The following is a 20,335-nucleotide window of genomic DNA, read 5'->3' as shown; positions in this document are numbered from 1 at the left end:
GACGATTTCTTATCTCATGCCATGAGCGCAGTTCTGAGGCGAAAATCATGCAATTGAACAGACCGCTGCTTGGCGTCAATTTCTTTGCGGGCGACGTTGTCGGCGGTATCGGTCCTTACCTGGCAATCTATCTCCTGTCGCTGCAGCATTGGTCCCCGGGTGCGATCGGCATTGCCCTGGCCGCTGGAAGCATTGCGACCGTGGTGATGCAATCGCCTGCGGGTGCGATTGTCGATGCCGTTACCTGGAAGCGGACCCTGCTGATTGGCTGCGCCATCGCAATTGCCGCGAGCACGCTTGGCATCCTTGCGTTCAACGACGCCTACGCGGTTTACACCGCGCAAATCCTGATCGGATCCGCCTCCGCCTTTCTGGGACCTCTCATCGCCGCTGTTACGCTGGGGCTGGTCGGGCATGCCTATTTCACCAAGCAGACGAGTGCGAACCAGGCGTGGAACCACGCAGGCAACATGCTTGCGGCCGTCCTGGCGGCGATCCTTGCTTTGACATGGTCCGCGCTCGGGGTCTTCTGGCTCGTCGCGGCAATGGCCTGCGGCATGATTTTCTGTGCGCTTTTGATCAACAAGGATGCGATCGATCACGATCTGGCAAGAGGCGGTGTCGCGGAAGAAAACGCCGGCGCAAAGGCACCCGAGGGGATCCTGAGCCTCTTTGAAGACAGGCGGCTTCTGGTGTTTGCCATCTGTATCTTCCTGTTCCACTCCGCAAATGCGTCGATGTTGCCGCTCGTCAGTCAGAAACTGTCGTCCAACAGCGACGCGGAACACGGCGTCGCATTTACTGCGGCCTGTGTGATTGCGGCCCAGCTGGTGATGATCGTCATGGCGATCTTTTGCGGCAAGAAAGCCGATGTCTGGGGCAGAAAACCCCTGCTTCTCATCGCCTTCCTGGTGCTTCCGGTCCGGGGTGTCCTGTTCAGCCAGTTCGACAACACCTACGCGCTTGTCGCCATCCAGGCTCTTGACGGTGTTGCCAACGGGATTTTCGCAATGGTCTTCCTGCTCGTCCTGGCGGACATCACCGCAGGCACCGGGCGGTTCAACTTTGCACAGGGCGTCCTGGCAATGCTGGTTGGGATTGGCGCGTCATTGAGCAATATCGCTGCCGAATACATCGTTCAGTTCACCAGTTACACAGTCGGTTTCCTGAGCCTTGCCGCGACAGCAACTGTGGGCCTGATCATTTATTTCTTCTTCATGGAAGAGACTCTGGTGAAAGACAAGACAAGCAATCCTGAACCGATGCCAACCGAATAGGTCGGAGGTTCGGCAAGTCCGATTTCAACGGCTTTCGAGGCGAGAAACATATCGGTGTCAGGGTCTACACCGAACTTGCACCACCCTTTTCTTGGCAGTCCAACACCCGATCCGGGACCTTGACACCTTTTGGCGATTAGTTAGGCGGCGCCAAAAATCACTTAGCCCATATTGCCTCTTGCCTCATCCTGAGGAGGACCGCGAGGTCCGTCTCGAAGGATGCCACGGATACTTGAGCCTGCCGCCCATCCTTCGAGACGCCGCTAAGCGGCTCCTCACGATGAGGTCGAAGTTTTCCGCAAAAACCCAGACCCCAAATGTCAGCATTAGTCGCGCGAACGCGGACGCTCAGCCGCGGTTCCGCTTAAGATCAGTTGATCCCTGTGATCTGGATTTCGAAGGTCAGAGCCTGACCTGCCAGTGGATGGTTGGCATCCAGCACGACTTCCTCATCGGAAAACTCTGCGACGGTGACGGTCATGGTCTGGCCGTTTTCCGTTTGCGCCTGGAGCTGAAGTCCGATCTCCAGCGGAACACTGTCAGGAATGTTGGAGCGGGGGACCGATTGCCTGGCTTCCAGATTGATCGGTCCATAGGCGTCCTCGGCTTCGATCCGGACGGTTTTTTCATCTCCGACCTTCATGCCCGGGATGGCCCGGTCGAGGCCCGGAATGATCTGGCCCGATCCGACGGTGAACTCAAGCGGCTCCCGGCCTTCGGAACTGTCGAAGACGGAACCGTCATCCAGCGTGCCCTTGTAGTGAAGTCGAACCGTGTCGCCGGCCTTGGCTTCGGTCATGGTGCTATCGCAATTCTGTCTGGAGGTGAGTGTTGAGGCCGCATGGGTTGGGCGGGTGCTCGTCGTGCAAGCCAGCGTAAAGCACCGGGTTAAAATGTAAAGCTTGGCCGAATTACGCAGACCTGGCGCGGCAGTGGCGCAAGGCCGAAGAGACATGATCCTATGCCTCTTCTGCTCTTGAAAAGAGTTTGTGCCGCTTCCTGTAGGCGTAAACAAGCGCGCCGATCACAAGAAGTACATTCACGGCAACCAGCGTTGCGGAGACAGGCCGGTCGACAAAGATCCAGTAACCTTCCCGGGAAATCAGCAACGCGCGGCGCAGGTTGCTCTCCAGGATCGGACCCAGGATGATACCGATCACGATCGGGGCCAGCGGAAAGTTCGCGGCCCGAAACAGAATGCCGACCAGACCGAAGCCGAACATCACCATGAGGTCGAATACGGATGCCTGAAGTGCAAAGGTGCCGATGGAGCAAAGAATGAGAATGACCGGGATCAGGTAGAACTTCGGAATTCTCAGAACGTAGACAAAAAACGGGGTCGCGAGGATGCCTGCGATCAGCAGGAAGATGTTGGAGGCCATATAGACAAGAAAAATACCGCCGACGAACTCTGGTTGCTGTTCGAACAGGATCGGCCCGGGAACAAAGCCGAGGATCAGCAGCGCGCCCAGCAACATCGCCGATGACGCGTCTCCCGGGATGCCGAGCGCCAGTGACGGAACAAGAGTTCCGCCGACGGTTGCATTGTTTGCGCTTTCCGTTGCGACAATGCCGCCTTCGGCACCCTCACCATATCGCTCCTCCGGTTTGGCGGCGGCCTTCGCGATCGCGTAGGACGTGAACGAACTGATGACACCACCAGCGCCTGGCAGCGCGCCGAAGAACACTCCTATGCCCGAAGATCGAAGCAGGTTGACCCAGTGCCTCAGCGTCTTGAACAACGATCCGAAGCCGGGACGTTCCACGTTGATGTCGGGCTTTTTCAAGAGACCGTTGCCCGCGATCTGGTGAACCATCTCTGAAATCGCAAATAGGCCAACGACCACGGCGACGATATGGAAGCCGTTGAGCATGTGGTGCGAGTCGAATGTAAACCTATAGCCCGTCGAAAACTCATCCGTGCCGATGGTGGCAAGCAGGAGGCCGAAGCAGCCGGAAATCAGCCCCTTGACGAGCGAACCACCGGAAATGATCGCAATCGCAAAGAGCCCAGTTATGGCGAGCATCGCGTATTCGGGTGGAGCAAAGCCGCTTGCGAATTTTGCGAGCAACGGCGATGCCACGATCAAGACCACGCCGCCGATCAACCCACCAATCGCAGACGCCGAGATAGCGATACCGATCGCATCGGCGGCTCGTCCTTTCTGGGCCATCGGATAACCGTCGAACAGGGTGGCGGCCGCCAGCGGCGTTCCCGGGATACGCAGAAGGATCGCGGATATCGAGCCGCCGCAGGAACCGCCGACAAAAATCGCGATCAGAAATCCCATGGCCGCGAGCGGAGGCAATCCGATCGCAACGGGCAACAGCAGGATAATTCCCATCAGCGGGCCAAGGCCCGGCATGGCGCCGACCAAAAGGCCGATGAGAATTCCGACAAAGGTCAGGCCGATGGCCATAGGAGTCAGAAAGAGCTGAAATCCTGCAACAAGTGACTCAAACAGCATCGGCGTCCTACCAGGGAATGTTGAGGTTGAAGACGCCGCCCGGCAGCACAACGTTGAGAAATCTCTCGAAAACGAAGGCGAAACCGAAGGACATTGCAAGCGCGGCCACGAGCATCTTTCCGATTTGCCGGGCACCGCAGATATACATCACCGCAAAGACCATCGGTGAGGTGGTCAGGTGATAGCCGAGCCAGCCGAGGCACCCCAGATAGATGGCGAAAACGACGAGCAGGCCGACAGCCCTTTTGAGCGATGCCGGTGAAAGCGGAATTCTTTCCCGGGAGCCGGACACCAGTTCCATCAGCACCTGCAGCAGTACCAGTCCGGATATGATGATCGCGATCGCCCTTGGATAGGCGGCGGCATTATCGTAGGGACCGCCGCTGGCGATCCCCTGTTCGTGCATGGATGTATGAATTTGCTGGAAGACAATCACGACGATGATCGCAAAGAAGGCCGCAACCAGCAGGGTCAGCGTTTTTGAAGTCATCGCCGTGGTCGCTTTCAGTTCAGCTTCTTGAGTTCTTCTTCTTCCCACTTAAGGGCGTTGCCCATGGCCGAAAGCTGGTCGAGCACGGGACCGACAACCGCGTCGTATTCGGTATGATCCCAATCGAGCGGAACAAACCCGACCTTTTCGATAGCAGCACGAACATCTTCCCGTTTCATCGCCGCGGCCATGGCGGTACGGAGTTTGTCGGTCACCTCATCCGGAGTGTCTTTGTGGATGATCCACCAAGTCCAGCCCATCGGTGCCAATCCGGAAAGGCCGAGATCTATGTCGAGATCCGCAATGCTGGGTGCACCGTCATAGGAAGCCTTTGCACCGGGAAGCTCGGAAAGCACGAGCATGATGTTGAATGCCGATTTATCCTGAATGTAGTTCCCGACATTGATGAACGAAAAATCCAGAACACCAGATTTGAGATCCTTCACCGCATTGCCATCCTGCGTATAGGGCACGTTCTGTGCGACGACCCCATAGGATTGCAGAACTTTCGCAATGACCATGTGCGGCAGGTTGTTGCGTGACCCGGAGGAGTAACGCAGCTCACCGGGATGCTCCCTGCCATATTCCATCATTTCCTCGAAGTTGGACCAGCGTGTCTCATCGACGCGGCCACCGATCGCAAAGGCGTTCGAAACGGCGGCGTGCAAGGGCTTGTAGTCGCTATATGTCCAGTCCGCATTTCCCAGGATCGGTTGCAACACCAGTGGTGCGACATAACCGTCAAAGACCGTATATCCATCAGCCGGGCGCGACATCGCTGTCTTCTGGCCCTTTGTCCCTGCTGCTCCAGGGGTCGAGATCACCGGCATGTCGACACCCAGTTCCTCTCCCATTGCCTTGGCAATGAGCTGGCTGACGGACATCGCGTTTCCTGGACCCCAGGGGTGTATCAGCTCGATTGTCCGCTCGGGAAACTCGGCCAGGGAAGTGCTTGTGGTGGCGGCGACAATCGCCGCGGTTGCCGCGATTGATTTCACGAGTTTTTTGAGTGTCATGTTTTCCTCCTGCTAACGGGTTTGCTGCCGGCCTTCCGTGTTGCCGGTGTCGAAACGCGGGGTGCTGCGACTGTCGAGACTGAAATGCGCGTACAGCTCCGGGGGAGCGTCATGTTCTGAAAAATGAAAGTGAATTCGTTCCGTGAGCCGTTTGATGGTGGCGTCGTCCGAAAGCGGTGTTGTTTGCCCGGGATCGGCTTCAAGGTCGAACAGCACCGACGCGCAGTCCTCAAGTGTCTGTCCGTCGTTGCCGACCTGGGTATTCTTCGGATCCAGGCGCACCCTCAAGACAGGAGCACCCTTCGTAAAATCGAACGGCCCGGCGAGTTCACACGTCTTCAGTTCGCTGATGTCGAAATGGGATGCCAGATGGGTCGGCATCAATGTGTAGAGGTTAAGATTTTCCCCCGACAGATCCTCAGGATAACGGAAATAGCTGTACCGTCCGTCGGTGACGCAGACCGGCCCTGAAAACATTCCCAGCGCGACACTTTGATGAACCGGTGCATCACTTGCCAGCATTGGCGTTAGCGATGCACCGGTCACGCTGGGAGGAACCCGGCAGCCGTGGATCTCCAGAATGGTTGGCATGAGATCCGGCGTCTGCGTCAGGTTCTTGCGCCGCGAACCAGCCCGGCTCGCGTGCCCGGGGTGCCAGATCATGAGCGGGATGTGAGAGATCTCCTCATAGTAGGGCATCCGGTTCTTGCCCCACCACTCATGTTCCGACAAAAGAAAACCGTGGTCCGTCGTCAGGATCAGACAGGTGTCGTCCCACAGGTTGTTGGCATCGAAGTGATCCAGCAATTTGCCGAAATACTCGTCGCACATCGCCACCAGCGCGGCATAGTTTCCGCGGATCTCGGCAATTTCCTGGCTGGAGTTGGTCACCTTTTCGTAGTGCGGCCAATCCAGGATCTTTCCGTTGTAGCCGCTACTGTAGGCTTCCTTGAAGCGCTCTGGCGCGACGAATGGTTCATGGGGATCGAAGCATTCAAGCTGAAGGAACCAGTTGTCCGCGTTCGCATTCAGCTCAAGAAATTCCAAGGCCGAAGCGAAGCACTTGGCCGTTGGAAAATCGGCTTCTTCTTTCAGAAAATCGTGCGAAATGGCGGCGCGGGATCTTTTCCAGGCAACTTTTGACGACGAACGCCTCGTGACGTTGCCGCCGTTCAGGCTTTCCAGCGGATAGTGGCGCGGATCGAATTTTTGCTTGTAGCGTTCGATGGGCGGCGATGCGAGCGCCTTCAGGGCATCGTATTCCTGGCCGCGAATGAAATCCCAGCTGTCAAAAGCATTGGCATAGCCCCAGCCGCCGTCTTCGAAATAATGGAGATGATCGGACACCAGGTGCGTATAGACACCGGCGCTGCTCAGGATCTTTGCAAAGCTTTCGTCAAAAGGTTCTAGCGGCCCCCAATGCCTGTGCATGAAATTGAGCCGGCCGGTGTGCATGTCGCGCCGCGCCGGCATGCAGGGCAGGCTGCCGACATAATGCTTGTCGAAGGTAACGGCCCGGCGGGCGAACCTGTCAAAGTTCGGTGTCTGGACAGCAGTGCCGCCATAGGTGCCGAGCGCCAGTCGATTAAGCGAGTCAAACAGTACGAAGACCGTCCGCATTGCTCCTCCCAAAGCTTTCTGTGTAGCGAACCTTGGGTAGATTGATTGATCTGAGATATTCTGTAAAATCGATATTTTGAAATATTGCATTCAAAAAAAGAATATCACATGGACAAGAACGTGACTGCATTTCTGGCGGTTGCCCGTCACAGCTCCCTGACGGCGGCCTGTGACGAGCTGGCGCTGACGCAACCGTCCGTTACCAAGCGCATTGCCAACCTGGAACATCAGGTTGGTGCTGTTCTGTTTCAGCGTGACAGGCGCGGCATGAAACTGACCGCGGCAGGAAAAGTGTTTTTGAAGCGGGCGTTGCGTATTGAGGACGAATACCGGCAATGCCTGGAGGAAGTTTCGACGATAACCACGGCCGGACTGCCGGTGCTCAGGGTCGGCGCGGGTCCCGTCTTCCACCTGAATTGTGTCGCACGACTTTTTACCGTTCTGAAGGAGACATATCCGGCGCTCAAGCTGGAAGTCAGAACCGACATGGGACACGAAATCGCAGGGCCGCTCTGTGCCGGTGAGGTGGACATCTATCTCGGCATCATCCCGCCGGAGCAGGTGGATGACGCGATCCTGGTGAAATTCGTGACCAGTATTGAACACGGAATTGTCGTGCCTGCGGACGATCCGAACGCTCAGGGAACACATATCGATCCGTCCAACCTTCGCGGCTATCGCTGGGTGAGTTTCGTGGTCGACCCGGAAACCGAAAAACGCATTCAGGAGAGCTGTGCAACCGACGGGGCCATCGACTCGATAATCGATATCCGCACGACATCTTTTGCCACCGGATTGCAGCTTGTGAAGCAAGGTGGGTTCGTCATGTCGGCTCCGCTGCAACTTGCGCGCCGGGTTGAAAGCGAAGGACTGGTGATCCGGCCCTCCCTTAACGGAATGCCACGGCGCGAAGCAGGTGTTTACGTGCGCAAGAGCTCGCTTGGGTACAAGGCGATCCAGACGGTTTTGGAGTACTTCGAGACTGAAGAGCTGGACTTCGACTATCCGGCATCATGCAAAACCGTCTGACTGGGCAAGTGCACTCGAAAGAGACAATGGCGCCAGTTGCCCGGAACGTCGCCGGAAACGAAAAAAGCCCGGCATGTCTGCCGGGCTTTCGCGTTTTCAGGTTTTTGAAAACCGGAAAAGCTTAGTCTTCGTTCTGCTGCTTCAGGGCAGCACCCAGGATGTCGCCGAGCGACGCACCGCTGTCGGAAGAACCGTACTGAGCGACGGCTTCCTTCTCTTCTGCGATCTCGAGCGCCTTGATCGACACGGTGACCCGGCGGGTCTTTTTGTCGAACTGGGTGATGCGCGCGTCGAACTTGTCGCCAACGGAGTATTTCTCCGGACGCTGCTCTTCCCGGTCGCGCGAAAGGTCCGCACGGCGGATGAACGCGGTCAGGTCGCTGTCTGCGATCTTGACGTCCAGGCCGCTGTCCTTGACCTCGGTGACTTCACAGGTCACGACCGAGTTCTTGCGCATTTCACCGGCAGCACCGGATTCCATCGGGTCGCCGGTGAGCTGCTTGATGCCGAGAGAGATACGCTCTTTGTCGACATCGACATCGAGAACGACGGCCTTGACCATGTCGCCCTTCTTGTACTCTTCGATGACCTGCTCGCCCGGACGGTTCCAGTCGAGGTCGGAAAGGTGAACCATGCCGTCCACGTCGCCGTCGAGGCCGATGAACAGGCCGAACTCGGTCTTGTTCTTGACTTCGCCTTCGACGTTGGTGCCGATCGGGAACTGCTCTGCGAAAGCATCCCAAGGGTTCTGCAGGGTCTGCTTGAGACCAAGCGAAATGCGGCGCTTGACCGGATCGACTTCCAGGATCATCACTTCGACTTCCTGAGAAGTGGAAACGATCTTGCCCGGATGGACGTTCTTCTTGGTCCAGGACATTTCGGACACGTGGATCAGGCCTTCGATGCCCGGCTCCAGCTCTACGAACGCGCCGTAGTCGGTGATGTTGGTCACGCGGCCCGCAAACTTGGCTTCGATCGGGTATTTGGCTTCGATGCCATCCCACGGATCGGTTTCAAGCTGCTTCATGCCGAGGCTGATGCGATGCGTGTCTTGGTTGACGCGGATGATCTGCACCTTGACGGTCTGGCCGATGGTGAGAACTTCCGACGGATGGTTGATGCGGCGCCACGCGATGTCGGTGACGTGCAGCAGGCCATCGATGCCGCCGAGGTCGACGAACGCACCGTAGTCGGTGATGTTCTTGACCACACCTTCCACGGTATGACCTTCTTCCAGGCTCTGGACCAGTTCCGAACGCTGTTCGGCGCGGGTTTCTTCCAGAACGACACGGCGGGACACGACGATGTTGCCGCGGCGCTTGTCCATTTTCAGGATCTGGAACGGCTGAGGCGTGTGCATCAGCGGGGTCACATCGCGAACCGGGCGGATGTCCACCTGGGAACGCGGCAGGAAGGCAACGGCGCCGTCCAGATCGACGGTGAACCCGCCCTTGACCTGGTTGAAGATCTGGCCATTGACTTTTTCGTTGGCTTCGAAAGCCACTTCGAGGCGGACCCAGCTTTCTTCGCGGCGGGCTTTTTCGCGCGACAGAACAGCTTCGCCGAGAGCGTTTTCAACACGCTCCAGGTAAACTTCAACTTCGTCGCCGACACCCATTTCGCCGTCGCGGCCCTTGGCACCGAATTCCTTCAGCGGCACGCGGCCTTCCACTTTCAGACCAACGTCGATGACGGCGAGGTCCTTTTCGATGGCGACGACGGTGCCCTTTACGACGGCACCTTCATAGAGGTCGTTCTGGACGAATGACTCTTCAAGAAGAGCTGCAAAATCCTCGGTAGAGGGATTAAAATCAGTCATTTATTCTCCTGAGCGCCTGTTGGCGCACCGCCGGCGGGTTGGTGTTGCACTCCGGATTGTCCGTCTCCCGGGATCGCGGTTTCCGCTGATCCTGCCGCTCAAAAAGCGGGCCGGCGGAGGCGAAAGACGAAAAATCCAGTCTCGCCACAGGGCGCAGATAAGCAGCGCCCTGCCGAATTTACATGTTGTTCTTCTCAAGAACTGCTGGCCTTGAAGGCCAAGTGCTCCGGATGCACGGAAAGGGGCACACCCTGAAGTGAACCCCGCGATCTATCTAGGCATCCTCGGCGCGTGAGACGATATCCACAGCCGCCTGGAACGCGGTCTCTATATCCATTTCTGTCGTATCAAGCAAGACCGCATCGTCAGCTTGTTTCATCGGCGCCACCGTTCTTTGACTGTCGCGCTCATCCCGGCGCTTCAGATCGTCCAGAACGGAGCTGTAACTGGCGTCTTTTCCCTTGGACACCATTTCGTCGGTCCGGCGGCGCGCGCGGGCTTCCGCAGAGGCGGTAACGAACAGTTTGACGGTCGCATCCGGGCAGACGACCGTCCCGATGTCGCGTCCGTCCAGAACCGCACCCGGCGGTGTTTCGGCAAACCGGCGCTGGAGGTTGACCAGCTCTTCGCGCAAACCGCCGAGAACGGCAATGCGCGAGGCTGCCTCGCCGATTTCATGTGCTGAAAGGACGGTCTTGTCCATCTGCGCAAGATCGAGGTTCTGAGCAATCTCGATGGCGACACCTTCATCGCCAAGCGGCAAACCCTTTGCCAAGAGCGCGGCGGCGACAGCCCGGTAGGTGAGCCCGGTGTCGAGATGGCGCAGACCGAAATGGTCGGCCAGCCTGCGCGCCAGGGTTCCCTTTCCGGATGCCGCGGGACCGTCGATTGCGATGATCATGCGGCTTCGCTCGCATTCGCGGAGATGCTTGCCCCCATTCCGGCAAAGAGAGACGTGAAGGTCGGGAAACTGGTTGCGATCACTGCACCATCGTCAATCGTGACCGGCTTGTGTGCTGCCATGCCGAGAACCAGAAAGGACATGGCTATGCGGTGGTCCAGATGAGTTGTCACCGTGCCGCCACCGATATTGTTGGCACCGCCCGTGACCGTCAGCGTGTCTTCGGTTTCAACGCAAGGGATGCCGTTTGCCTCCAGTCCGCGGGCAACGGCGGCAAGGCGGTCAGATTCCTTCACGCGCAGTTCGTCCAGACCCGGCATGAAGGTGTCGCCCTCGGCAAAGGCGGCCGCAACGGCGAGCACGGGATATTCGTCGATCATCGAAGGTGCCCGGTCCGCCGGCACCGTGATGCCTTTCAGCTGGCTCGCCTTGACGCGGAGATCGCCAACTTCTTCGCCGCCGGTCTCCCGGCGGTTGGTGATCTCAATGTCGCCGCCCATTTCGATCAGTGTGGTGATCAGGCCTGTGCGGTGCTCGTTCAAAAGCACGTTCTCGATGGTAACGTCGGATCCCGGAACAATCAGCGCGGCAACCAGGGGGAAGCCGGCAGACGACGGATCGCCCGGCACATCGATGTCCTGGGGTTTAAGTTCGGGTTGCCCCTTCAACTTGATCACCCGTTCGCCATTTTCGTTGCGGGTCACCGAAATGTCGGCGCCGAACCCTTTCAGCATCTTTTCCGTATGGTCCCGCGTCGGGATGGGCTCGATCACGGTCGTCTCGCCTGGGGCGTTGAGACCGGCCAGAAGCACGGCCGATTTCACCTGGGCGGACGGCATCGGAACCCGATACGTGATTGGCAGAGCCGTCTCGGCCCCGCGAATGGAAGCGGGCAGCCGGTCACCGTCGCGGGCAATTACGTTGGTGCCCATGTCGCGCAAGGGGTCGAGCACCCGGCCCATCGGGCGCTTGGAGAGCGAGGCGTCGCCAACAAAGGTGGCGGCGATGTTGTGACTGCCGAAAATGCCCATGGTCAGGCGCACGCCGGTACCGGCATTGCCGAAATCGATCACGTGCTCGGGCTCCAGAAGGCTGCCGAGACCGATGCCGTCGACCGTGTAGGAGCCATCTTCCTGTTCGGTGATGGTCGCGCCGACCGCACGCATGGCGTCTGCCGTGGCAAGCACGTCTTCGGATTGCAAAAGACCCTTGACGGTCGAACGGCCGACCGCGAGGGTGCCGAACATAAGCGAGCGGTGGGAAATGGACTTGTCGCCCGGCACGCGGATCGTGCCGGTCAGAGGGCTGCACGTACTCGAGGTCAGGGGAGTGGGCGCGTTATCGTGTGACATTTTTAATGTCCGGAACTTGGATGTTTTCAGAAAGGTGACACGTCCTATCATGTGGATGCGGGCTCGTCATCACTTCCAGAGCTTGATATTTCAGCCGCAACATGCAGAAGAATGGGGCGAACGGCGTTTTTCGTCCGATTTGCCTTTGACACCAGCTGAGCTTGACGCTATGGGGCGGCCCACAAATCAAGTCAGCCAGATTACGAACGAAGGGTAAGCACAGTGGCAAAACCTGAACTTGGCACAAAGCGGCTGTGCCCAAGCTGCGGCGCTAAATATTACGATTTGATGCGGGATCCGATTACCTGCCCGAAATGCGGTACGATTTTTGAGACCGTAACGACGACTCGCGCGGTCAAGGCGGCCAAGGTTGAAGAGACGCAGGAAGAGGACGACGAAGACGAGGACGTTGCAGCTCCCGAAATCGTGACCCTGGAAGAAGCCGACGCGGAAGCGGAAGGCGGGGACGATGTGCCGGACATCGAGGGCGACGAGGAAGTCGAAATCGAGAACGACGAATCCGACGACGATGTTTTCCTGGAGGACGAGGACGAGGACGAAGATTCCGTGCCTGGCATCCGCGTCGAGATCGAGGACGATACCGATCAATAATGTGGATCGGGCTGGCCATTTTTCCCGCCCGGGCTTTTCCACACGAGGCAGGATTTTGGGCGCAAAATTCTGCTTGATCTTGGGAGGCGGTGTGACTATGTTCCGCCCCCATCAACGCCGGTGACCCAACCCGGCGCACAAATGGAAATGGGGCCATAGCTCAGCTGGGAGAGCGCTTCGCTGGCAGCGAAGAGGTCAGGGGTTCGATCCCCCTTGGCTCCACCATTTTTCTCTCAAATGCAGTGAACACCGACGGCGAACGGAAGGTTCAGCCGGGCATCTCGATCTTGCCGGTTTCAGGCAAGTTCGCTCGAGAGCCAATCCAGCAGCTTGTCTGTTTCCGGATGTGGTGACCGGGCCGTGCCGCGGAACACCGAGATTTCCGTGGGCCGCGAGACGAATTCCTCGCAGGGCCGCACGAGCTTGCCTTCCTCGATCATGATCTGTGTCGTGCGTCCCCATCCAAGCGCGATACCCTGCCCTGCGACAGCTGCCTGGAGCGCAACCGGATAGCTGTCGAATTGCACAAAGCGGGCGCGTTTGGGGGCGGGTTTTCCAATTGCGTTGAACCAATCGGACCATTCCATCCAGTCCTGGGGGACGACCCGGTGGAGCAGCAGCGGGTAGTCCGCGAGTTCTTCTGGCGCCGTGGGTCGGTTCGGCTCTTTCAAAAGAGTGGGTGCGCAAACCGGGAAGATGTCATCGGATGCCGTGAAGGCGAGCCTTGCCGAGCCCGACGGTCGGCCTGAGGTCTGAATGGCCGCGTCGAAAGGTTCTTTCGCTTCGGTGATCGGGTTCAACGAACTTATGACCCGCAATTCAATGCCTGGATAACGTTCCTGGAAGCCGGAAAGGCGTGGCATCAGCCAGTAGAAGGCCTCGCACAGCTGGCAATGCAGAACCAGCTCCTCCGGTCGTCCGCCCCCCTTCAGCAGCGCCATTTCCTCGGCAATGTCAGACAACGCCGTCCCGACGACCTGACCGAGCCGCCGGCCCTCGCTGGTCAGGAAGACGGCCCGGTTCCGGCGCTCGAAAAGTTTGATGCCCAGTTCCTGTTCCAGTTGGGCAATCTGTTTGCTGACTGCGGTCTGGGTCATGCCGAGTTCATCCGCCGCGCGCGAAAAACTTTCATGGCGTGCAGCGGCCTCAAAAGGTCTGAGACGTGAGAGTGACGGCAGGGGGCGTGTCATTTTTCCATAACTTCAGCTCATGAAAATAAGCAAAAATATCGCTTTTTTGCAAGCGTTTTCCATGATTTTTGATGCGGAGGTCTTTTGAGCATTCAGTCCCGGGCAGCGCGGTGCCGCCTCGCCCTGATCCCGCTATCACCGGAGCCACAAATGACACACCTTTCAAAGCTGGGACTGTCATTCTGTCTTGTTTTCGTGACGCTCGAAGCGTTCCAGGCGGTATTTCTGGGATCGGTTCTCCAAAGCGTGGATTCGTTTTTGCTCGGTGCCTGGGTGTTTGGCATTTCGGTCGTTGGTTGCGCGGCGCTGACCGCCGTTTTTCGTCCGCATGAACTCGTGGTGTCGGTTCGCTCCTGGCGAATTGTTCTGGCGCTCAACCTTTTCGCCGCCATGACGTGGTGTTCCTATTTTCTGGCGGTTCAGCTTATTGAGCCAGCGATCGTTTTCACAATTTTCTCCGGGTTCGTTCCGCTCGGCACGATCTTCGCTCACTGGTGCGGTCTGGCTGAAGCTGCAACACCACGCCGCCGGCTTGTGGATATCGGCAACCTGGTCATCTTGGCGTCTGTCCTGATGCTGACGGCGATCACCGTTCTCGGGCTCTCAGGTTTTGTCCGGGGCAACTGGTTTGAAGGATTGGCCGGCGCGCTCCTATCCGCGATCTCCGGGGTCTGCACGGCCTTCGTCATTTTATTGTCTACACGATTGAACCGGCGAGGCGTCGGACCCCTGGCGCAATTCGGATTGCGCTTTGTGATCTATACGGGCTTGGCAGCCACCGCGTACCGGCTGGGACTGGATGACAAGGGCGTAGCGACCCAGCCATTGGAACTCGCCTGGGTGGTCTTGATCGGTTTGGCGGTGATCGCGTTTCCGCTTTACCTGGTGCAAAAAGCCATCCCGCTTTTGCATCCGTCCCTGATTGCTGCAATGACCGCGCTTGGACCCGTCATGGTTTTTCTGATGCAGCTCATCGAAGGACGCGTTGATTATTCCAGCGCAACGCTGACCGGGCTCAGCGCTTACATGTTCGGTGCGCTCCTCGCCGTCTACGGATCGATATCGCCGCAAACGCGCTTGAAGAGCCAGTGTCCGAATTGCGAGACATAAAGCTGGTGACACTTTCAGGGACGCCGTCAACGAAATCCGATTGCCATTCCCCTCTTTGCCGAGCACTCCGACAGTACACAGTGCTTTGCAATTGGAAGTTTATTTTTGCAACAATCTGAAGTTTAATGAGAAAACGTCACCAATGCCTGACGGGGGTAGGGCCAAGTGGTTTATTTGTTTCGCATAGTGATTTTGTTTTTTGTCGCTTTTTTGAATGCAGGACTTGCCCAGGCAGAGCGGCGCGTAGCGTTCGTCGTTGGCAATTCAGGGTATCAGCACGTACCGGAACTCAAAAACCCGTTCAACGACGCCAGAGGCATGGCGGCGAAGCTTGAAGGCCTGGACTTTGAGGTCGTTGAGGGCCTGGATCTTGATCTGCCGGGTCTGCGCGGCAAGATCAAAGAGTTCGTTTCCAAACTTGAGAACGCTGACGTCGCGCTGTTCTTCTACGCAGGTCACGGGCTACAGGTGAATGGCGTCAATTACCTCTTGCCGACCGACGCGCAATTGCATTCGCAGTTGGACCTCGACTTCGAGGCCGTTCCTGTCGACCTCGTTCTCAGCGCGATGGAACGGGCCAGCAAAACCAATCTGGTGTTCCTCGACGCGTGCCGGAACAATCCGCTTGCCGAAAACCTGGCCCGATCGATGGGGACGCGTTCGGCAGCCGTCGGACGGGGACTTGCCAAAACCAGCTCAGGGATTGGAACGCTGATCTCCTTTGCCACACAGCCGGGCAACGTCGCGCTGGACGGCGAGGGCACAAACAGCCCGTTCACGACAGCGCTTTTGAAGCACCTGGGGACACCTGGACAGGATATTACCCGGGATCTTGTGGCTGTTCGCCGCGATGTATTGACGGCAACAGATGGCCGTCAGGTTCCCTGGGAAAACTCTTCGCTCACTGGCGAGATCATCTTGAAGCCGGAAGCGCCGCCAGAACCCGCTGTCGTTGAAGAACCATTGCCGCGTCAGCAAGACCCGCAAGTCGTGGAACTAGCGTTTTGGGACACGATCAAATCGAAGGAAAATGCCGCCTATTTCGAGACATACCTGAAACGGTATCCTGAAGGGCAGTTCACCGATCTTGCCAGGCTGAGGATCGAGGAACTGAATTCAAACAAGGCCGAAAGCGAAAGGCGTCAGAGCCAGGCGCGGAACGCGGTCGAAATCGCGTACTGGCAGAGCATTCAAAATGCATCTCAGGTTGCGCTGTTTGAGAGCTACCTGGCCGCCTACCCGGAAGGCAACTACGCCCAACTTGCCCGCCTTAAGATCGAATTGCTGAAGCAGGAACAAACTGCCCTTCGCGCTGAAGCCGACAAGGAAGCGGACATCAAGTCCAAAACGGCGGCACAGGAAAATCGGATTCGTCCGGATGAAACCACTGAAGTGCAAGTGGCAGCGCTTCCCGTTGAAACGCCGCCGGAAGAACCGCAAGAGAAAGCCCTCTCCGCTGAACAGCTGACGCGAGGCGTACAGACGGAACTGAAGCGCCTTGGATGCTCAATTGGCAGGGTTGACGGTGTCTGGGGCCGCAGGAGCAAGGCGGCTTTGCAGCAGGTGGAAAAGAACACTGCGCTTGAATTGGCATCCCTGGAACCGAACCTCGACGTTCTTGATCAGCTCAAGGAACTCAAGGACCGGGCCTGCCCGCTACAATGCGGGTCCGGACAGAAGCTGATCAGCGGGAAGTGCGTCGCGGTGAAAACCGATACCAATTCCCAAAAGCCCAAGAGCAACACGAGTTCCAGCAGCGCGAAAACCACAACCACCGCAAGCAGCTGTCCAAATGCCAGAACCACCCTCAGAAAGATGTGGCCACGCGCAGGCGGTCGCAACTATCTGAAAGGCGAACACCCTTGTGGTAGCACTCTTGTTTGCTCCAGGTCTCCAGGCGCAGGTGATGTCTGGAATTGCCGCTGGAGATGATTTGCGTCACCCCGATCATGCGGTGCCAATGTCAGATAAATTCCGCGATCGCATCCACATGAATGCCCGCGCAATCGACAACCGGGAAAGCCGTTTCGTCAGCGCTGAAGACCGCGTTCAGATCGGTTCCGCCGAGCAGGATCGCTTCAGCGCCTGCTGCAATCAGAGCATGGCCGGCTTCCAGGAAAATTTTTTCCAGGTCTGGCGTCGGTTCACCGGATTTGGCCAGCGTGACATAGGCCTCGTGCACACGTGCGAGCCCATCGCCCGCCGGCGCCAATACGTCCACCGGAGAAAGCTTGCCGTACATGCCCGAGCGCATCACGGTGTCCGTTCCAAGGATACCGACGCGGGTAAGTCCCTCTTCTTTTAGCCAGGTCGAGAGAGCATCGGTCAGATCGACAATCGGCAAGGGTGAGATTTCGGCAAACCTGTCGATACAAAAGTGTCCCGCAATTGAGGTGACGACGACATTTTCTGCGCCGGCCGCGGCAAGTCTCTTTGTCAGCTCGGCATAAATCGCGCACTGTTTCTCCTGATTGTCCTGGGCAAGGTTGTTCAGGAGTGTCGGAGCGTCGGCATGGACGATGGTGAGATCAAGATCGCGACCGCTGTCGGCCGCTATCCTGATCAAGCGTCGATAATAGTAATCGGTTGCCGCAGGCCCGATGCCGCCAATCAATCCAATATGCAAATCTGTCTCCCATCATTTCGGCATTCAGCCGGCAGTCTCGTGGACTCAATTGCCCAACGCGTCAACTGCGGCCAGAAACGAAAGAACGTGTGCGTCCTTTCCGCGAGCGCCAATCACCTGAAGCGCAACCGGCAGACCGGCCTCCGTCCTACCACAGGGAACAACGCCCGCCGGCTGCTGTGTCAGGTTGATCGGGAAACTGAAACTCGCCCATTCGGTCCAGTGCCGAAGCCCGGAGCCCGCCGGAACATTCAGCCCGGCCCCGAAGGCTGGAACCGTGACGGCGGGAGACAGGATGAAATCATATTCAGAAAGCGCCTGATCCATGCGCGCTCCGAAATTCGCCCTGTCCGTCTGGGCTGCAACAAGGCGCTTGGCGTCATAGGAGGCGCCGATGTCGGCGATCTCCAGGAGGCCCGGATCGATCTCTGCGCGTTCTGTTGCGCTGAAGGGCTCAAGGCGTGCGGCCGCGCCGGAAAACCAGTGCACATGAAAGGTTTCAAGAAGATCCTTTGCGGGAAGCGCGAACGGTTCGACAACCGCACCTTCGGCTTCCAGAGAGGCCATCTGCCTGTCCACGATCGCGGCGACTTCAGGATCGAGGCGGCCGGCCGGAGGCGTGGTCCAGTAGCCGATGCGCAGTCCCTTGACGTCCATAGGCTCCCATTCAAGCGGGGCAAGTTGCCCTTCGCCCTGGTTCCAGTCGTGCCGGTCGCGGCCGGACATTGCTTTCAGCATCAAAAACGCGTCTTCAGCGCTTCGGCACATCGGGCCGATATGGGCCACTGTTCCAAAGGCGCTCGCCGGATAGGCAGGCACACGGGTGAAGGTCGGCTTGATCCCGGTCAGGCCGCAAAAGGCCGACGGGATTCTGATCGAGCCGCCTCCATCAGTGCCGAGGTGAAAGACGCCCGCACCGAGCATGGCCGCGACTGCCGCGCCGCCCGAGGACCCACCTGCCGTCATGTTGCGGTCGTGCGGATTGACCGTGACACCGAAGGCCTTGCTGTCCGTTACAGCTTTCCAGCCGAATTCCGGCGTTGTGGTCTGCGCCAGAAAAACGACACCGGCCTCGCGCATCAGACGAACGCTCGGTGCGTCCTCAGTGAAAGGTGCCTGGCTGGTCACCGAGCTGCCGAAACGCACCTGCCAGTTCTTTACCCAGACAATATCCTTGAGTGTTGCGGGAACACCGTCGACCTTTGACAATGGGTTCCCTGTCGCCCAACGGGCTTCGGACGCGCGTGCGGCTTCAAGAGCCCCGTCGTGGTCGATAAAGGTGAAGGCGTTGAAGGCCGGATCAATCTCCTCGGCACGTGCAAGGCAGGCCTGTGTCACATCGACTGGCGAAACGGATCGTTGCCGGTAGGCCGCAGCCAGTTCCGTTGCGCTCATCCGGCAGAGCGCGTCTGCGTCCTGAAACGCGAAATTTTCACTCATAGACATTTGCCTTCCGCTTCGGGTCCAGGCGGATGGTAGTCGATTTTCGTGTTTCGGACAGTCCGAATTCGTCGGTCAGGCGCCGCCACGCACCAACGGCAGGCTGACCCGGATCACCGAGGCTCCTTTTGCACCGGTCACGATAAAGGCGGTCCCGCCATGTGCTTCGGCGATTTTTCTGACCAAGGGAAGACCGAGGCCGTATCCTTCCACATTCTGTCTGTCGGGCGCCCGGTAAAACGGCTGGAAGACGTGCTCCCGATCTGCAGCGGCGATGCCGTTGCCACAATCCGTGACGTCGATCTTCACTGTGTTTCCGGAGACCGACAGGCTGACCGAAACGGGCGGTTCGCCATGCTTGAAGGCGTTTTCGATCAGGTTGCCAAGCATGCGGTGCAAAAGACGCGGGTCGCCCATGACATCCGGGGCGCTTCCGGAATAGGTGCAGCCGTCGAAGCGCGTGCACTCTTCGGCAACAAGCGCAAGCAGGTCCACCGGCTCTGTCCGGTCCATTGACGTATCCGCATCAAGTCGGCTCATGACCAGAATTTCGTCGATCAAGGCATCGAGTTCGGCGATGTCTTCCCGCAAGGCGTCTCGCCGTTTTTGCGGCTGGTCCGTCTCTTCCATCTCGAGTCCAAGCTTGATCCGCGCCAAAGGCGTGCGCAATTCATGTGAGGCGTTTGCCAGCAGCAGCCGGTGTGAGGTCACCAGTTTTTCGATCTTATCCGCGGCGGCATTGAACTTGCGCGCCAATTGGGCGACTTCATCCTGCCCCTCGACGTCCACACGCGCCTGAAGGTCGCCTGATCCGATGCGCTCCACACCGTGGCTGAGCGTTTCAAGGCGACGGGTCAGTCGTCTGGAAAGCGGGTAAACACCGATCCCGACGCAAACGGCGACCAGCGCCAGAGTGAAGAGCAGGTTCAGCAAAGGTCCGAGCCGCGGCCCGCTATGTGCATCGGCAACCAGCCAGCGCCCGTCCGGCAGCGCCAGTGACAGGACCGGACCACCGCGCGCCCGGAACCAGCCTGTCTTGCCCGTATGCCTTTCCGGCGGCATGTCCGCCTCCCCGTAGACGGCGATCAGCTGTCCGGACCGGTCGAAGAGCGCGAGTGCAATGTCGAGGTCTTTGCCGAGCCCCTCGATCGTGCGCTGCTGATCGGAAATCGCCGAGTCCGCTGGCGGCAGCGTGAGCGCAACGAACCGGCTGACCGTGTCCAGAATGTTCCGGTTCAGCCGCTCCCGGCCTAGCGTTTCCCAAAGAATGCCGGACAGGATCACGACCAGCACAAGGCTGGCGACGATGGTCGCATAGATCTGGAGATAGAGCCTGCGCATCAGGGCGGAGCCGAACAGGCGTCGTTTCCTTTTGGCCATGGATC

17 protein-coding genes and 1 tRNA gene are annotated in these 20,335 nt (G+C 58.4%); 6 read left to right on the top strand and 12 right to left on the bottom strand.

What is annotated here, in order from left to right; translation table 11 throughout:
• Positions 1-47 precede the first annotated feature (47 nt).
• A complete protein-coding gene (locus RBB47_RS05555; RefSeq protein ID WP_305984759.1) occupies positions 48-1,277 on the top strand; it encodes an MFS transporter in 1,230 nt (409 codons plus the stop codon).
• A 370-nt stretch (positions 1,278-1,647) separates the two neighbouring features.
• Here RBB47_RS05555 and RBB47_RS05550 read toward each other — a convergent pair whose 3' ends face one another.
• From RBB47_RS05550 to RBB47_RS05530, 5 genes are all read right to left on the bottom strand, one after another.
• On the bottom strand, positions 1,648-2,076 hold the full coding sequence (locus tag RBB47_RS05550) for a peptidylprolyl isomerase (RefSeq protein WP_305984758.1): 429 nt from the start codon (positions 2,074-2,076) through the stop codon (positions 1,648-1,650).
• Between the two features lie 160 nt (positions 2,077-2,236).
• On the bottom strand, positions 2,237-3,745 hold the full coding sequence (locus RBB47_RS05545; protein ID WP_305984757.1) for a tripartite tricarboxylate transporter permease: 1,509 nt from the start codon (positions 3,743-3,745) through the stop codon (positions 2,237-2,239).
• A gap of 7 nt (positions 3,746-3,752) precedes the next feature.
• The gene (locus RBB47_RS05540) at positions 3,753-4,235 is read right to left on the bottom strand and encodes a tripartite tricarboxylate transporter TctB family protein (protein WP_305984756.1); all 483 of its coding nucleotides are present in this window, start codon (positions 4,233-4,235) and stop codon (positions 3,753-3,755) included.
• Positions 4,236-4,249: 14 nt separating this feature from the next.
• Positions 4,250-5,251, bottom strand: coding sequence for a tripartite tricarboxylate transporter substrate-binding protein (locus RBB47_RS05535; RefSeq protein ID WP_305984755.1), 1,002 nt, complete (start codon positions 5,249-5,251; stop codon positions 4,250-4,252).
• A gap of 12 nt (positions 5,252-5,263) precedes the next feature.
• Entirely contained in the window at positions 5,264-6,871 is a 1,608-nt protein-coding gene (locus RBB47_RS05530; protein WP_305984754.1) for a sulfatase, read from the bottom strand.
• Between the two features lie 108 nt (positions 6,872-6,979).
• Between RBB47_RS05530 and RBB47_RS05525 the strand changes: the two genes are divergently transcribed.
• Complete coding sequence (locus RBB47_RS05525; RefSeq protein WP_305984753.1) at positions 6,980-7,900, top strand: LysR family transcriptional regulator; 921 nt, start codon at positions 6,980-6,982, stop codon at positions 7,898-7,900.
• Between the two features lie 121 nt (positions 7,901-8,021).
• Here RBB47_RS05525 and rpsA read toward each other — a convergent pair whose 3' ends face one another.
• From rpsA to aroA, 3 genes are all read right to left on the bottom strand, one after another.
• Entirely contained in the window at positions 8,022-9,719 is a 1,698-nt protein-coding gene (gene rpsA, locus RBB47_RS05520; protein ID WP_305984752.1) for a 30S ribosomal protein S1, read from the bottom strand.
• Positions 9,720-9,993: 274 nt separating this feature from the next.
• Positions 9,994-10,620 carry a (d)CMP kinase gene (gene cmk, locus RBB47_RS05515; RefSeq protein ID WP_305984751.1) on the bottom strand — a complete coding sequence of 209 codons (627 nt, stop codon included), beginning with the start codon at positions 10,618-10,620 and terminating at the stop codon, positions 9,994-9,996.
• Positions 10,617-11,972, bottom strand: coding sequence for a 3-phosphoshikimate 1-carboxyvinyltransferase (gene aroA / locus RBB47_RS05510; RefSeq protein ID WP_305984750.1), 1,356 nt, complete (start codon positions 11,970-11,972; stop codon positions 10,617-10,619). Before aroA ends, cmk begins: the two co-directional genes overlap by 4 nt.
• A 222-nt stretch (positions 11,973-12,194) precedes the next feature.
• Here aroA and RBB47_RS05505 point away from each other — a divergent pair, with 222 nt between their 5' ends.
• Together RBB47_RS05505 and RBB47_RS05500 are read left to right on the top strand one after the other, a co-directional pair.
• Positions 12,195-12,584: a TIGR02300 family protein gene (locus RBB47_RS05505; RefSeq protein ID WP_305984749.1), complete on the top strand. Its 390-nt coding sequence runs from the start codon at positions 12,195-12,197 to the stop codon at positions 12,582-12,584.
• A gap of 149 nt (positions 12,585-12,733) precedes the next feature.
• Positions 12,734-12,809: transfer RNA gene (locus RBB47_RS05500), tRNA-Ala, on the top strand.
• A gap of 71 nt (positions 12,810-12,880) precedes the next feature.
• On the opposite strand, the gene RBB47_RS05495 is transcribed toward RBB47_RS05500, so the two are convergent.
• Positions 12,881-13,774, bottom strand: a complete 894-nt coding sequence (locus RBB47_RS05495) for a LysR substrate-binding domain-containing protein (RefSeq protein ID WP_305984748.1) — start codon at positions 13,772-13,774, stop codon at positions 12,881-12,883.
• Positions 13,775-13,924: 150 nt separating this feature from the next.
• Here RBB47_RS05495 and RBB47_RS05490 point away from each other — a divergent pair, with 150 nt between their 5' ends.
• Together RBB47_RS05490 and RBB47_RS05485 are read left to right on the top strand one after the other, a co-directional pair.
• The gene (locus RBB47_RS05490; protein WP_305984747.1) at positions 13,925-14,884 is read left to right on the top strand and encodes a hypothetical protein; all 960 of its coding nucleotides are present in this window, start codon (positions 13,925-13,927) and stop codon (positions 14,882-14,884) included.
• 186 nt (positions 14,885-15,070) lie between these two features.
• Positions 15,071-16,816 (top strand): caspase family protein, encoded by a 1,746-nt coding sequence (locus RBB47_RS05485; RefSeq protein WP_371932749.1) that lies wholly within the window; start codon positions 15,071-15,073, stop codon positions 16,814-16,816.
• 31 nt (positions 16,817-16,847) lie between these two features.
• On the opposite strand, the gene RBB47_RS05480 is transcribed toward RBB47_RS05485, so the two are convergent.
• The 3 genes from RBB47_RS05480 to RBB47_RS05470 form a co-directional block, all read right to left on the bottom strand.
• Positions 16,848-17,510, bottom strand: a complete 663-nt coding sequence (locus tag RBB47_RS05480; RefSeq protein ID WP_305984745.1) for an aspartate/glutamate racemase family protein — start codon at positions 17,508-17,510, stop codon at positions 16,848-16,850.
• A gap of 45 nt (positions 17,511-17,555) precedes the next feature.
• Positions 17,556-18,956 carry an amidase gene (locus RBB47_RS05475; RefSeq protein WP_305984744.1) on the bottom strand — a complete coding sequence of 467 codons (1,401 nt, stop codon included), beginning with the start codon at positions 18,954-18,956 and terminating at the stop codon, positions 17,556-17,558.
• 69 nt (positions 18,957-19,025) lie between these two features.
• A complete protein-coding gene (locus RBB47_RS05470; RefSeq protein ID WP_305984743.1) occupies positions 19,026-20,330 on the bottom strand; it encodes a HAMP domain-containing sensor histidine kinase in 1,305 nt (434 codons plus the stop codon).
• Positions 20,331-20,335: the final 5 nt, after the last annotated feature.

The sequence above is a fragment of the Roseibium sp. MMSF_3544 genome, assembly GCF_030732845.1.
Classification (GTDB): domain Bacteria; phylum Pseudomonadota; class Alphaproteobacteria; order Rhizobiales; family Stappiaceae; genus Roseibium.
This window is presented reverse-complemented; position numbering and strand designations above follow the sequence as displayed.

What these genes read in the sequence shown, in the direction of transcription:
- RBB47_RS05555 (WP_305984759.1), top strand. Translation starts at nt 48, where the DNA reads ATGCAATTGAACAGACCGCTGCTTGGCGTCAATTTCTTTGCGGGCGAC.
- RBB47_RS05550 (WP_305984758.1), bottom strand. Translation starts at nt 2,076, where the DNA reads ATGACCGAAGCCAAGGCCGGCGACACGGTTCGACTTCACTACAAGGGC.
- RBB47_RS05545 (WP_305984757.1), bottom strand. Translation starts at nt 3,745, where the DNA reads ATGCTGTTTGAGTCACTTGTTGCAGGATTTCAGCTCTTTCTGACTCCT.
- RBB47_RS05540 (WP_305984756.1), bottom strand. Translation starts at nt 4,235, where the DNA reads ATGACTTCAAAAACGCTGACCCTGCTGGTTGCGGCCTTCTTTGCGATC.
- RBB47_RS05535 (WP_305984755.1), bottom strand. Translation starts at nt 5,251, where the DNA reads ATGACACTCAAAAAACTCGTGAAATCAATCGCGGCAACCGCGGCGATT.
- RBB47_RS05530 (WP_305984754.1), bottom strand. Translation starts at nt 6,871, where the DNA reads ATGCGGACGGTCTTCGTACTGTTTGACTCGCTTAATCGACTGGCGCTC.
- RBB47_RS05525 (WP_305984753.1), top strand. Translation starts at nt 6,980, where the DNA reads ATGGACAAGAACGTGACTGCATTTCTGGCGGTTGCCCGTCACAGCTCC.
- rpsA (WP_305984752.1), bottom strand. Translation starts at nt 9,719, where the DNA reads ATGACTGATTTTAATCCCTCTACCGAGGATTTTGCAGCTCTTCTTGAA.
- cmk (WP_305984751.1), bottom strand. Translation starts at nt 10,620, where the DNA reads ATGATCATCGCAATCGACGGTCCCGCGGCATCCGGAAAGGGAACCCTG.
- aroA (WP_305984750.1), bottom strand. Translation starts at nt 11,972, where the DNA reads ATGTCACACGATAACGCGCCCACTCCCCTGACCTCGAGTACGTGCAGC.
- RBB47_RS05495 (WP_305984748.1), bottom strand. Translation starts at nt 13,774, where the DNA reads ATGACACGCCCCCTGCCGTCACTCTCACGTCTCAGACCTTTTGAGGCC.
- RBB47_RS05490 (WP_305984747.1), top strand. Translation starts at nt 13,925, where the DNA reads ATGACACACCTTTCAAAGCTGGGACTGTCATTCTGTCTTGTTTTCGTG.
- RBB47_RS05475 (WP_305984744.1), bottom strand. Translation starts at nt 18,956, where the DNA reads ATGTCTATGAGTGAAAATTTCGCGTTTCAGGACGCAGACGCGCTCTGC.
- RBB47_RS05470 (WP_305984743.1), bottom strand. Translation starts at nt 20,330, where the DNA reads ATGGCCAAAAGGAAACGACGCCTGTTCGGCTCCGCCCTGATGCGCAGG.